Here is a 12,571-nt window from a genome sequence, read left to right on the forward strand (position 1 = left end):
ATTATAAATGATTTGATTCCTTCATATCCCACTAACAAAACTAGGATTTGGACATAAAAAAAGCCTTCATGAAATGAAGGCTTTTTTGCAGAGAAGGAGGGATTCGAACCCCCGGTACCTCGCGGTACGCCGGTTTTCAAGACCGGTGCATTCGACCACTCTGCCACTTCTCTAGGGTGTATCATTTCGGTCGATACATTGCCATTCCGTTGAATGGGAGTGCAAATCTAGAAGAATATTTTATCTAGTCAAATACTCCTGAGAAAATTTTAAAAAATTATTCAAACACCGATGTAGTCACCTCGATTTTGTCTGAATGAACGGCTCTATCGACACTCGCATTGTATTCAAATCCTACCAACAAAATGATGGACAACAAGTACAGCCAAATCATCAATGCTATCAGCATTCCGAGAGAACCATAGAACTTGTTGTAGGTCGAGAAATTGTTGATGTAAAAGGAAAATGCATATGACACTAGCACACATGATACAGCTGAAAACACGGTTCCAGCAGAAAAGAATGTCCAACGATCTTTAATGGCCGGGGCAAAATAGTAAATCAAGGATATGGCTATGAAGAAGGAGGTACCAATTACTCCGTACTTCAACATCACAACTAAATAGTAAATGTACTTTTCGCCAAAGAATCCCGAGTGAGATAGTTCTGCCAAAAACGTTTTACCTACCACCAGTAGAAAGATCGAAATGAATAACACAGATGCCATCATCAAGGTAAGGGCAGTTGCAATCAATCGGGTCTTTAGGAAGCTTCTTCTGTCCACCGTTTTGTAGATGCTATTGAATGCACTCATGAGGCTGTGCATGCCGTTAGTGGCAAGTATCAGGGCGAAGAGCACACCAAAAGAAAGCAGCCCTTCTCTCTTGTTGCTGACTATGTCTTCGATCGTGTCTGTTGCAGCTTTGAACATGTTTTCAGGCATCACATTGGACATGAAGTTCATGATGCTATTGGCATCTATATGCGGCAGTACGCTATGGATGTAGGGTATCAGCGTGAAAATAAATATGATAGAAGGAAATATGGCTAGCGTAAAACTAAAGGCTACTCCACTGGCCATGGTCAATAATCGACTGTCCAACACACTGTCAAGAAAGATAACCACGGCATTGTAGAGGGTGGTTCTTCTTTTGTTAAGTCGAGTGGTTTTTAAAAATTTGATGATACGAGCGTACCAGCGCAACTTCATCAGGTGTTTATGAAGGCTTTTTCTAGTCATCAGAAATAGGGCGCTAATAGTTTTTCCATTACTTCAGGCATTTTGCAGGGTTTTCCACTTTTCATGTCTACAAATACCAAAGTCGTTTCACCAATATTAATCAATTGCTCCTTTTCATTGAAAACTTCGTACTCAAAACGTATCCTGACCCGTGGCATTTCAGGGATTTTTACTTTGATCGTCAGGTTTTCATCGTATTTACCCGGAGCTATGTATTTGCTTTTATGCTCTAGTACGGGCATCATTACCCCCATGTCTTCCAGTTCTTTGTAGGACAAACCTAGATTTCTCAGGGATTCTACACGGCCTACTTCGTAGTACATCGCATAGTTGCCATAATACACATAACCCATTTGATCGGTCTCAGCATATCGAACTCTGACTTTGGCTTGAGATTCAAACATGTTTATTCTTTGGTGAACTAAAATTTATGCAATCTATACATTAATTCCTTCTATTTTGACCCCTGTCTCTTGGTAGAGCCCAAAAAGTAAATGCTTCTAGGAAAGACCGGAATAAAATGATAATACTCTGATAAGTCACTTTTTGAATATCAGAATAATCTGCAATTAGGCATTTATCAATTAACTTTTCGGAGATGATTAACCCAAATAAGCTAGTGCCCTTCAACAGGCATTGCACGAAAGAACATTGAAGCATGGATATAGCATTTAACAAAAATGAAGACCAGTACAAGAAACTATTGTATCAACTCAGCGAATCAGCTAAACGAGTAAAATTAGGCGGGGGTGAAAAGCGGATCGCAGCCCAGCATGAAAAAGGAAAACTGAGTGCACGAGAAAGAATTGATTATCTGCTGGATGATCCCAATGATTTTTTAGAGATCGGATTGTTCGCAGGTGAGGGCATGTATGAAGAGCAAGGAGGGTGTCCTTCTGGTGGTGTGGTCACAGGCATCGGATATGTACAGGGACGTCAATGCGTGGTGGTGGCCAATGATGCGACCGTGAAGGCAGGAGCATGGTTTCCAATTACAGCAAAAAAGAACCTAAGGGCTCAAGAAGTGGCAATGGAAAATCACCTGCCGATAATATATCTGGTGGATAGTGCAGGAGTATTTCTTCCCATGCAGGATGAGATCTTTCCAGACAAGGAGCACTTTGGGCGTCAGTTTAGAAATAACGCAAAGATGTCTGCCATGGGAATCGTACAGATAGCGGCCATCATGGGTAGTTGTGTGGCTGGTGGAGCCTACTTGCCGATCATGTCAGATGAAGCCATGATAGTGGATAAAACAGGCTCTATTTTTCTCGCAGGAAGTTATCTGGTCAAAGCTGCGATAGGAGAGAATATTGATAATGAAACTCTGGGAGGAGCTACTACTCATTGTGAAATATCAGGTGTAACGGACAATAAGTTTGACTCTGACGAGGATTGTCTGGATGCCATCAAAAGAATTTTTGATAAGATTGGTGCATCAGAAAAAGCTGGTTTTGATAGGGTAAAGGCGGCAGAACCTAAGTTGGATCAAAAGGAAATCTACGGATTGTTTCCGACGGATAGAGTGAAGCCATACAACATGCTGGATATCATTTTGCGTCTGGTTGATCATTCTGAATTTGACGAATACAAAAAGGATTATGGCAAATCCCTCATCTGTGGTCATGGTCGGATCGATGGTTGGGCAGTGGGGATAGTTGCCAACCAACGCGAGATGGTCAAGACAAAGAAAGGTGAGATGCAGATGGGAGGTGTGATCTATTCGGATTCAGCTGATAAGGCGGCCCGATTTATCATGAACTGTAATCAGCGCAAGATCCCGTTGGTTTTTTTACATGACGTCAGTGGTTTTATGGTAGGTAGCAAAGCGGAACATGGAGGGATCATAAAAGATGGAGCCAAAATGGTGAATGCGATGGCCAATTCTGTCGTGCCGAAGTTTACCTTTATTTTGGGCAATTCCTATGGGGCAGGTAACTATGCGATGTGCGGTAAAGCTTATGACCCTCGCTTGATCTACGCATGGCCAACCGCACAAATGGCGGTAATGAGTGGCGCTGCAGCATCCAATACCTTGTTGCAGATCAAGGTGGCCTCCTTAAAAGCCAAAGGAGAAGAAGTGACTAATGAAGTGAAAGAAGCTTTTTTGAAAGAAATCACCGATCGCTACACTGAGCAATTGAGTCCCTACTATGCGGCATCAAGACTGTGGGTGGATGGAGTGGTAGATCCCTTGCAGACAAGGAGAATCATATCTACAGGGATTGAGGCAGCCAATCATGCACCCGTGGATAAATTCAATGTTGGGGTAATTCAGACATAATTCTTCTTTATTCTGAGTGATTGTCCGCTTTTATGTGAATTATTCTTAAATTATTTCATAGCTCATTTGGCGTGTTTGAATAAATTCACGCCCTGAAACGAAAAGGAGTAAATGGCTGACGAGATACAGGATATCAACGAAAAAGAATTGACTGCATTAATTTCATTGCTGGACGATAATGATTCAGAGGTGTCACATCATGTCGAACAAAAACTGCTATCTCTTGGCACTTCTGTGATTCCTTATTTGGAAAAGGAATGGATGAAGAACAGTCTGATTCCAGATGTCAGAATCAAAATCGAAGACATCATACATGAGCTACAGTATGAACTGCTGAAAGAGCGCATGAAGGCCTGGAAGGATTCGGGAGCAGAAAGTCTGATGGAAGGGATGATGTTGGTAGCCAACTATCAATACCCTGATCTGAGTCTCGGCTATCTCAATCGCAAACTTGAGCAGTATTACTATGAGGCATGGAAGGAGTTTAATGGAGATTATACCCCTGTTCAGGAAGTCAAAATCCTGAATGACATCATGTATAATCGTCTCAAGTTTCGTCCGAATTCCAAGAATTTTCATTCGCCATCCAATGGGATGATCAATCTGGTGATGGAGTCGAAAAAAGGAAATCCCTTGAGTCTATGTGTCATCTATTTGCTGATGGCTCAAAAACTGAAGTTGCCGATCTATGGAGTTAATCTTCCTAACCTCTTCATCGTGACTTACAAAACGCAGGAGACGCAGTTTTATATTAATGTCTTTAACAATGGAATCATATTCACTACTGAAGATATCGACAACTACATCGAGCAACTTCATCTGACCAAACAGGACATCTACTATCAGCCCTGTTCTAATTTGGATATTGTGGTTCGGGCGTTGCGAAACCTTATCGCTTCATTTGAAAAGCTAGGAGAGTATAAGAAATCGGATGATGTGAAAGTCCTGCTTCAGGTTCTGGAGGATTCTGAAGATTAATTATCTAATCCTGCAACCTGCAGCTCTTTCGTAACTGTGTGGGGCTGGTTTGTTTTGCAATAGGTTGTTCAAAACTGCCTGTGCATAATTGACAGTGGCGTCATCGGCTACTTGCGGACTGTCATCAATTGCTCCTCTATATACTATATCCCATTTGCCTTTGTCCAGCTTGGCAATGGCAATTTCAGGACTTTTCTGAATACCCAGAATTTGTTTAGCGGTATGATCTAAATCCAGATAATAGGGAGCGTCTAGTCGTTTGGCCTGTGCTTTTGTATCTTTTGAGTTTTCCTTGTTTTGGCGAGGAGTATGCGCATTGACGATAAAGAAATTGACCTTGGATTGATATTGATCAATCAATTCCTGAATTCTCGTCTCGTATAGTTGATCATAAGGACAGTCTGTACTAGTAAATACAAATACCGAGATGTCATGCTTTTTGTTCAAGGTGACTATATCCTCCTTTTGCACATCCCAAAGCGATAAATCACCAATGGTCTGAGCCTGGCTATAAAAGCTGAAAAATGTAATGATCGTAAGGAGGGAGAGGAGTTTCATGTTGCTTTTTATCAAAGGTTGTAAGTCACGATATATTGATCTTCGCGTTGCATGTTCAATTTCACAGGCTTGTCAATATCATCCTTCTTGATGCAGCAAAATACCTTGTCGTCTTTTAAGTGATCGATGAAGATGTTTTGCTTGAAACTTAAATTGGTGCGGCCATGCATCTTATAGATGGATTCCTTGGCGCACCAGTAGATGCAGAGTCTTTCAAGGTCCTCTTTGCATCGTTCCAATTCCTTTTCATTCAAGAATTTGTTCTTGACTCTAGCCAACTGCTCTCTAGGTTGTTCAATATCTATGCCACAAGGCTCATCCAGATTAATTAATGCAGCAATTTTTGGAAAACTATGGGACAATGAAATGTGGTGAGTCGAATCGATAAGGTGTGGTTTGCCGTGGCTGTCTTTGCAGATCCCATGAAAGGGGATGTCCATTTCTTTGCAAAGCTCCTGGATCAGCTGTCTGGAGGCGATATGCTCAGCCTTTTTTTGTGGATGGTAGTGCGATATTTTTTCAAGCTCCTTATCATCATATCCAGCCATAAGTTGCTCTGTGGTTTCCTCGATTTCCCAGATGCCTAACATGATGTGGCTGGATATTTTGAATTGCTTTTTGATCATGACGCCTCGTTTTCCAGTCGATAGTTCGAGATGTCTAGTGCAGCAAAGATAGCTGTACGCATGCTGCTTTCATCTGCTTCGTCGGTGCCTGCCAGGCTATAGGCCGTGCCGTGATCGGGAGAAGTCCTGACGAAGGGAAGCCCTGCTGTAAAATTGACCCCACTGGCAAAAGTCAGACTTTTGAAAGGAATCAATCCCTGATCGTGGTACATAGCCAAAACCGCATCGAATTTGCTGAATTCGCCATTCCCAAAAAATCCATCGGCAGGATAGGGACCCATGATGATTTGTCCCTTTTCTTTCATCTTTTCTATGGTTGGCGCGATGATTTCCTTGTCTTCAGTACCCAATAGACCGTCTTCACCGGCATGTGGGTTGAGCCCCAAAACCGCGATTTTCGGCTTGTGAATCCCAAAGTCCTTTTTCAATGAGGTAATCATCATTTTCAACTTCTTTTCTATGTTTTCTGCAGTCACCTGTGCCGGTACATCTTTGAGAGGGATGTGGCCGCTGAGTACGCCGACTCTCAGGTTTTCAGATACCATAAACATCAAACTGTCTTTGGCTTCTGCTTTTTCAGCCAGGTATTCCGTGTGACCAGGGAATTTGAATTGGTCATTCTGGATATTGAGTTTGTTGATGGGTGCTGTGACCAAAGCCTGAATCTTACCGGCTTTCAAGTCCTCAGTAGCTCTTTCTAATGCCAAAAAGGCATATTTACCACCTATTTCGTTGCTCACTCCGGGTGTGACATCTACCTGATCCTCCCAGCAGTTGAGTACATTCACTTTTTTGTGATAGGCCTCACTGATGTCTGAGATCGGGGTAAAATTGAAATTGTTCTGATTGAGTGACTTTCTATAAAATGAAAGTACTTTTGCCGAGCCATAGATTACCGGAGTAAAGTATCTGGACATCTTGTTATTGGACAAGGCTTTGATGATTACCTCAGGGCCAACGCCATTGATGTCTCCAATCGAAATCCCAATGATTGATTTTTGGTTTTGGTTCTTCGTCTCTTTCTCCATATTTATGTCATTCATCACGGTAATCGCCGGGTAGATGGGGCCAATAGTGCTGTTGTCGATCCCGACGCTTGCCTGCAATTTATAACAAATTCAGAAATACAATGGCGCAGGTTAGACCGAAAAAACAATTAGGACAACACTTTCTAAAAGACCTTTCGATTGCTCAAAAAATTGTGGATGCTTTACCCAAAGATTCCCGCAGCAATGTTTTAGAAATTGGGCCCGGTACTGGTGTGCTATCTGATCTGATGGTCGACGAAGAATCTTTTAGGAATTTGGTCCTTTTGGATGTGGATAGGGAATCGATCGATTATCTGGAAAAGAAATACAAAGACAAGGAAGTAAAGATCTTACTGGCTGATTTTTTGAAAGAAGACGTATTGTCCATTTTCAACAATGGACATTTTAGCATCATTGGCAATTTTCCCTACAATATCTCCTCGCAGATATTTTTCAAAGTACTGGATATCAAAGAGCATGTGGATGAGGTAGTGTGCATGCTGCAAAAAGAGGTAGCCGAAAGAATAGCCTCAAAGGAAGGAAACAAAGATTATGGTATCCTGAGTGTACTGCTTCAGGCCTATTATGATATTGAATACCTCTTTACCGTTCCACCAGAAGTTTTTTTGCCACCACCCAAGGTGAACTCTGGTGTGATACGTCTAAAAAGAAACGGAGTGTCGGATATAGGATGTGATGAGAAGTTGTTCAAGCGAGTGGTCAAAGCAGGCTTCCAAATGAGACGCAAAACATTGCGCAACGCCTTAAAACCTTTAAATTTGCCCGAGTCGATCAGGGAGCAAGAGGTCTTCAATAAACGAGCCGAGCAGCTGTCTGTAGACGATTTTATTCAACTCACAAACCTTATCCAAAGTCATGTCTGAAATCATGGAATTCGAACTGTCGAAGGAGTTTCTCGAGCATTTTAACCCTGCGGTTGAAGAGCGAAAGGACGACTTCATACGAGAAACCCTCGAGGGGGTCAATCCGGCAGATATTACCGAACTCCTTGAGGAATTTGACGCGGAAGATTCCAAGTATGTTTTAGAGCTTTTGGATCCTGAAGTGGGATCTAGAGTCATCATCGAGCTGGAGGAGGACATCCAGTCTCACTTTTTAGAGCATTTCACATCCGAAGAAATTGCCGTCTTTCTGGATCACCTGGATTCGGATGATGGGGTTCATATCCTCAACGGACTACCGATCAGCAAGCGCGAAGAGGTAATCACGCTGGTAGAAAATGAAGAGAAAGCGGGCTACCTGCTGGATCTACTGCGCTATGAAGATGATGTCGCCGGTGGTTTGATGGCCAAAGAGTTGATCAAAGCGAACCACAACTGGACGATTCAGCGATGTATCGACGAGATCAGAAAGCAGGCCGAAAATGTACAAAAAATCTATTCGGTATACGTGGTAGACGACAATGGTATCTTGCTAGGTAGAGTGTCCCTGAAGCGCATCATTCTAGCAGAGGACAATGCCAAGATTGCTGATATATACGACGAGGAGGTGATCGCAGTGGAGACCTATGTAGACGAGGAAGAGGTCGTGCAAACCATGCAAAAGTATGATTTGGAGGCACTTCCTGTAGTAAACGTAAGAGGTAAACTGGTAGGTCGAATCACGATTGATGACGTATTGGATGTCATCACCGAGCAGGCTGAAGAGGACATCCAAATGATGTCGGGTATTTCTTCTGATGTAGAGGAGGATGATACGGTTTGGATCATTTCCAAAGCGCGATTACCCTGGTTGGTGATTGGTCTGGTAGGTGGTCTGTTGGGGGCTAAGTTTATCAGCTTGTTCGAAACAGAGATTGCAATTGTACCCGCCATGGCCTTCTTTATCCCGCTGATTACTGCGACAGGAGGGAATGTAGGAATTCAATCCTCTACCTTGATCGTACAGGGCTTGGCCAACTCCAGTGTGTTTAGTAATTCGATTTTCAGGAAATTGGTGAAGATGCTGGCCGTGGCGATTGTGAATGGAGTGATTCTGGCCATTATTGTTTTTGGGATTGTGATTTTTTCTACCTCAGATCAAACCATCGCTATTACGGTGAGTACGGCTCTTTTCAGTGTGGTTTTGCTCGCATCCTTTATGGGAACCATTACTCCGTTGATATTAAATAATCTAGGAGTGAATCCTGCCATAGCATCAGGACCGTTTATTACCACAGCCAATGACCTTTTGGGTTTGGCAGTATATTTCTTTGTGGCACATCAGTTATATGGACTATAAGTCTGTGTATGAGATTATGAAAAAGATATTAGTGATTGATGAAATGCATGCCAGTCTGTCGGGTATGCTAGCTAAAATTGGATATGAGACAGATTATCAACCTACCATTAGCCGGGAGGATATCCAGTCGATTTCGGATGAATATGTAGGTATGGTGGTCCGAAGCAAAACGGTCATTGATGAGGATCTGCTAAAGAAAAAGCAGGCGCTTAAGTTCATCGCCAGAGCAGGAGCAGGAATCGACCAGCTGGATGTAGACTATATCGAAAGTCGTGGCATCCAGATCATCAATGCACCGGAAGGAAATCGCGATGCTTTGGGGGAGCATGTCATCGGTATGCTGCTCAGCTTATCGAATAATTTGAGAAAGTCTGACCGTGAGGTGAGAGATTATATATGGGATCGCGAAGGGAATCGTGGATTTGAGATATCTGGAAAGACTGTGGGGCTTTTGGGATACGGATACATGGCCAGCGCAGTGGCAGAAAAGTTGTCAGGCTTTGGCTGTCGGGTGATTGCCTACGACAAGTATAAGAAGGGCTTTGGCGATCTCTATGTAGAGGAAGTGAGCATGGAGGACGTGTTTGCTCAATCGGATGTTTTCAGCCTCCACGTGCCTTTGACTGAGGAAACAAGAGGTTTGGTAGATGCCAAATACCTGTCCCAATTCGAAAAGAATATTGTTTTGATCAATGCCGCCAGAGGTGAGGTGGTGGATACCGCTGATTTGCTTTCATCGCTACAATCAGGCAAGGTGACCCATGCAGCTTTAGATGTATTGGAAAACGAAAAATTTAAAACTTTGACTTCAGATCAGAAGGCTACTTATGACCAATTATTTCAATTGGACAATGTGCTCTTCTCTCCACACATAGGAGGGTGGACCTTCGAATCTTATGAAAATATCAATCGGGTTCTTGTTCAAAAGATTGCAAAATTGGATCTTTAGTCATGAAGCAAGGAACCTGGAAGAAATTAGGCGTTGAGGTATTTTCAATTGTGTTTGCTGTTTTGCTGGCTTTGGTACTTAACCACTGGCGGGAAGATGTTTTGGATCGAAAATCTTCAAATCATGCTCTGCAAAATGTCCTCATAGAAATAGCAACCAATAGACAAGATCTAGTTCAGGAAGTTGAAAACCTGGATACGTTAATTCATCAGTTGAAAGGCCGATTAGGCCAATTGAAGGAAGGTCAAGAGTCGGATGCGGGTTTGGGAATTTCATTTACTTTGCTTTCTCATTCGGCATGGGAGATGGCGCAGGTAACAGGAGCCGTTAAAAATTTTGATCTGGATTTTCTTATGAATGTATCCGAGTTGTATGAGTTTCAAGAAATTTGTCATGACAATGGACTGTCTATCATTGATCGAATCAATACCATGAGCTACAGCAAAGAAATTGATCAGGAGGTGATGATCACCTCTATGATTCGTCAACTGCAAGTGCAAAAAAGATGGGTCGAAGATCTGGCCAATGCCTACAAAAAACTGTTGCAAGAGCATCCAGGTCTTGTAGAATCGCATCTTCCTGATTCGTTACAATTGATCTGAGATTGGCTACCGCTAACCAAATACTGAAGCAATACTGGGGCTTTGAGGATTTTAGGCCTCTGCAACTGGATATCATTAACGCTGTTCTTGATGGACAGGATACACTGGCTCTTTTGCCCACGGGTGGGGGAAAATCGATTTGCTTTCAAGTCCCAGCTTTGATGCTGGAAGGAATGTGTTTGGTCATATCTCCACTGGTAGCCTTGATGAATGATCAGGTGTATCAGCTCAAAAAGCGAGGCATACAAGCTGCCGCACTCTATTCTGGATTGCAGCATCGTGAGGTGGATATACTGTTGGACAACTGCATACAGGGGCAGGTCAAGTTCCTCTATGTCGCACCCGAAAGATTGCGATCCGAGCTATTCATCGAACGACTGAAGCAAATGAATGTGAGCCTATTGGCTGTGGACGAAGCGCATTGTATCTCGCAGTGGGGCTATGATTTTAGACCTTCCTATACAGATATTGCCTTGGTCTACCCATACATCGAAGGGGTCAAGAGGGTAGCCTTAACTGCCACTGCCACTAAGGATGTGAAGTCGGATATCTGCGACAAACTGGACTTTAAGAATCCTTCCATTTTTCAAAAGAGTTTTGCCAGAAAGAACCTGTCATATTCGGCCTTTGAGCTGGAGAATAAAGGGCCGAAGCTGTTGGAGATTTTGACGAATGTCAAAGGCAGTGCGATTGTCTATGTGAGGAGTCGCAAGGAAACGGTGAATGTGGCCAAGTTTCTTTACCAGAATGGGGTTTCCTCAGATTTTTATCATGCAGGTTTGGCTCCAGACGTGCGAGAAAAAAAGCAGGAAGAGTGGATCCATAATAAGAGGCGAGTCATGGTCTGTACCAATGCCTTCGGGATGGGGATAGACAAACCGGATGTGCGAACGGTGGTGCATTTGGACTTGCCAGATTCGATGGAAGCCTACTATCAGGAGGCAGGACGTGCGGGTCGAGATGAGAAAAATGCCTTTGCGGTTTTGCTCTATAGTGGAACGGACATCTACAATCTGCAACGCTCCGAGGAAATGAGGAATCCATCGCTGGAGTATGTGCAGCGCATCTATCAAGCCCTGGCCAACTACTACAAATTGGCTACTGGCAGTAGTGAGTTTCAAAGTTTCGATTTCGATATCAAGGCCTTTTCTTATCAGTACAACCTCAATGCCCTCGAGGCGCATCATGGTGTCAGGAAACTACAGGAGATGGGCTTGCTATTGCTGACCGAAAATACCCGGAGAGGTAGCAGTCTCAAGATAAGTGTGAGTAGTACAGACCTCTATAAGTTTAGCATAGCGCATTCGAAATATGAGCCCTTGATCAAGGCCATGCTGCGCTTGTATGGAGGAGGATTGTATACGGATTTTATGAATATTTCGGAGTTCGAATTGGCCAAGGTGAGTCAGGATGCGAAAAGCGAAGTAGTCAAGAAGCTGGAGTATCTCGCAAAAAATGATGTAGTGGTATATGATCCGATCAAGTTGATGCCGCAGCTGACTTATTTGATGCCAAGGCTGGAGCAGAATGCACTGAAGAAGTATCACAAACAAACCGAGCCCCGGCAGGCAGTGGTCAAGGAGAAAATTGAATCCATGATCGCCTATACCAAAAATGATCAGCTCTGCCGCACGAGACTGTTTCAAGAGTACTTTGACGAAAAGGCATATCTAAACTGTGGCGTTTGCGATGTGTGCATCAAAGCGAAGAAGGCAGCAGGTTTTGATGTGGAGATGGATAAGCTGAAACGTCAGGTATTGGCAGAAGTGGAAGCGGAGGCAGTCCCGGTAAGTGAGCTAAAAGCTAAGGTAGATGCCACAGATGATTTTCTGGTGACGGAAGCGGTACGCTCTATGATGGATGAGGGTATTGTGTTTCTTGACGAAGATCAGGTGCTGACATTGGTGCCGAAGGTTTGATAAACCGTTGAATTGCTAGACACTTGCTGAAAACCCTACACAGATATGATAAGCAAATTGTATTTATGGTATGTTGTAGAGCGTGTGATAGGCTAATGACTAAAATTTTTATCTAATTAATTTAGGCTAGTTTGGCAATTAGAAAT

General features: G+C 43.1%; 12 protein-coding genes and 1 tRNA gene. 7 read left to right on the forward strand and 6 right to left on the reverse strand.

The genetic code is table 11. The features are described 5' to 3' along the window. Positions 1-88 precede the first annotated feature (88 nt). The 3 genes from N7U62_RS02330 to N7U62_RS02340 form a co-directional block, all read right to left on the reverse strand. Positions 89-173: transfer RNA gene (locus tag N7U62_RS02330), tRNA-Ser, on the reverse strand. A gap of 104 nt (positions 174-277) precedes the next feature. Continuing rightward, positions 278-1,240 carry a YihY/virulence factor BrkB family protein gene (locus N7U62_RS02335; protein ID WP_264136267.1) on the reverse strand — a complete coding sequence of 321 codons (963 nt, stop codon included), beginning with the start codon at positions 1,238-1,240 and terminating at the stop codon, positions 278-280. Further along, the gene (locus tag N7U62_RS02340) at positions 1,240-1,644 is read right to left on the reverse strand and encodes an acyl-CoA thioesterase (RefSeq protein ID WP_264136268.1); all 405 of its coding nucleotides are present in this window, start codon (positions 1,642-1,644) and stop codon (positions 1,240-1,242) included. Before N7U62_RS02340 ends, N7U62_RS02335 begins: the two co-directional genes overlap by 1 nt. Positions 1,645-1,898: 254 nt before the next feature. Between N7U62_RS02340 and N7U62_RS02345 the strand changes: the two genes are divergently transcribed. Beyond that, on the forward strand, positions 1,899-3,524 hold the full coding sequence (locus N7U62_RS02345; protein WP_264136269.1) for an acyl-CoA carboxylase subunit beta: 1,626 nt from the start codon (positions 1,899-1,901) through the stop codon (positions 3,522-3,524). A gap of 111 nt (positions 3,525-3,635) precedes the next feature. Beyond that, positions 3,636-4,502, forward strand: a complete 867-nt coding sequence (locus N7U62_RS02350) for a transglutaminase-like domain-containing protein (RefSeq protein WP_264136270.1) — start codon at positions 3,636-3,638, stop codon at positions 4,500-4,502. Here N7U62_RS02350 and N7U62_RS02355 read toward each other — a convergent pair whose 3' ends face one another. From N7U62_RS02355 to pdxA, 3 genes are read right to left on the reverse strand one after another with little or no spacing between them, the layout of a single operon-like run. Continuing rightward, entirely contained in the window at positions 4,503-5,060 is a 558-nt protein-coding gene (locus tag N7U62_RS02355; RefSeq protein WP_264136271.1) for a thioredoxin domain-containing protein, read from the reverse strand. Positions 5,061-5,071: 11 nt separating this feature from the next. Then, positions 5,072-5,686 (reverse strand): 4'-phosphopantetheinyl transferase family protein, encoded by a 615-nt coding sequence (locus N7U62_RS02360; protein ID WP_264136272.1) that lies wholly within the window; start codon positions 5,684-5,686, stop codon positions 5,072-5,074. Continuing rightward, on the reverse strand, positions 5,683-6,792 hold the full coding sequence (pdxA, locus tag N7U62_RS02365) for a 4-hydroxythreonine-4-phosphate dehydrogenase PdxA (protein WP_264136273.1): 1,110 nt from the start codon (positions 6,790-6,792) through the stop codon (positions 5,683-5,685). The genes N7U62_RS02360 and pdxA overlap by 4 nt, the downstream gene beginning before the upstream one ends. Positions 6,793-6,815: 23 nt before the next feature. Between pdxA and rsmA the strand changes: the two genes are divergently transcribed. The 5 genes from rsmA to N7U62_RS02390 are packed head-to-tail and all read left to right on the forward strand — an operon-like array spanning position 6,816 to position 12,425. Beyond that, positions 6,816-7,598: a 16S rRNA (adenine(1518)-N(6)/adenine(1519)-N(6))-dimethyltransferase RsmA gene (gene rsmA / locus N7U62_RS02370; protein ID WP_264136274.1), complete on the forward strand. Its 783-nt coding sequence runs from the start codon at positions 6,816-6,818 to the stop codon at positions 7,596-7,598. Then, on the forward strand, positions 7,591-8,955 hold the full coding sequence (gene mgtE, locus N7U62_RS02375) for a magnesium transporter (protein WP_264136275.1): 1,365 nt from the start codon (positions 7,591-7,593) through the stop codon (positions 8,953-8,955). Before rsmA ends, mgtE begins: the two co-directional genes overlap by 8 nt. Before the next feature lie 16 nt (positions 8,956-8,971). After that, positions 8,972-9,904 carry an NAD(P)-dependent oxidoreductase gene (locus N7U62_RS02380; protein WP_264136276.1) on the forward strand — a complete coding sequence of 311 codons (933 nt, stop codon included), beginning with the start codon at positions 8,972-8,974 and terminating at the stop codon, positions 9,902-9,904. Positions 9,905-9,906: 2 nt separating this feature from the next. Next, positions 9,907-10,506, forward strand: coding sequence for a hypothetical protein (locus tag N7U62_RS02385; RefSeq protein ID WP_264136277.1), 600 nt, complete (start codon positions 9,907-9,909; stop codon positions 10,504-10,506). A 2-nt stretch (positions 10,507-10,508) separates the two neighbouring features. After that, entirely contained in the window at positions 10,509-12,425 is a 1,917-nt protein-coding gene (locus N7U62_RS02390) for a RecQ family ATP-dependent DNA helicase (protein WP_264136278.1), read from the forward strand. Positions 12,426-12,571: the final 146 nt, after the last annotated feature.

The sequence above is a fragment of the Reichenbachiella ulvae genome, assembly GCF_025833875.1.
GTDB classification, from domain to species: Bacteria; Bacteroidota; Bacteroidia; order Cytophagales; family Cyclobacteriaceae; genus Reichenbachiella; species Reichenbachiella ulvae.

What these genes read in the sequence shown, in the direction of transcription:
- N7U62_RS02335 (WP_264136267.1), bottom strand. Translation starts at nt 1,240, where the DNA reads ATGACTAGAAAAAGCCTTCATAAACACCTGATGAAGTTGCGCTGGTAC.
- N7U62_RS02340 (WP_264136268.1), bottom strand. Translation starts at nt 1,644, where the DNA reads ATGTTTGAATCTCAAGCCAAAGTCAGAGTTCGATATGCTGAGACCGAT.
- N7U62_RS02345 (WP_264136269.1), top strand. Translation starts at nt 1,899, where the DNA reads ATGGATATAGCATTTAACAAAAATGAAGACCAGTACAAGAAACTATTG.
- N7U62_RS02350 (WP_264136270.1), top strand. Translation starts at nt 3,636, where the DNA reads ATGGCTGACGAGATACAGGATATCAACGAAAAAGAATTGACTGCATTA.
- N7U62_RS02355 (WP_264136271.1), bottom strand. Translation starts at nt 5,060, where the DNA reads ATGAAACTCCTCTCCCTCCTTACGATCATTACATTTTTCAGCTTTTAT.
- N7U62_RS02360 (WP_264136272.1), bottom strand. Translation starts at nt 5,686, where the DNA reads ATGATCAAAAAGCAATTCAAAATATCCAGCCACATCATGTTAGGCATC.
- rsmA (WP_264136274.1), top strand. Translation starts at nt 6,816, where the DNA reads ATGGCGCAGGTTAGACCGAAAAAACAATTAGGACAACACTTTCTAAAA.
- mgtE (WP_264136275.1), top strand. Translation starts at nt 7,591, where the DNA reads ATGTCTGAAATCATGGAATTCGAACTGTCGAAGGAGTTTCTCGAGCAT.
- N7U62_RS02380 (WP_264136276.1), top strand. Translation starts at nt 8,972, where the DNA reads ATGAAAAAGATATTAGTGATTGATGAAATGCATGCCAGTCTGTCGGGT.
- N7U62_RS02385 (WP_264136277.1), top strand. Translation starts at nt 9,907, where the DNA reads ATGAAGCAAGGAACCTGGAAGAAATTAGGCGTTGAGGTATTTTCAATT.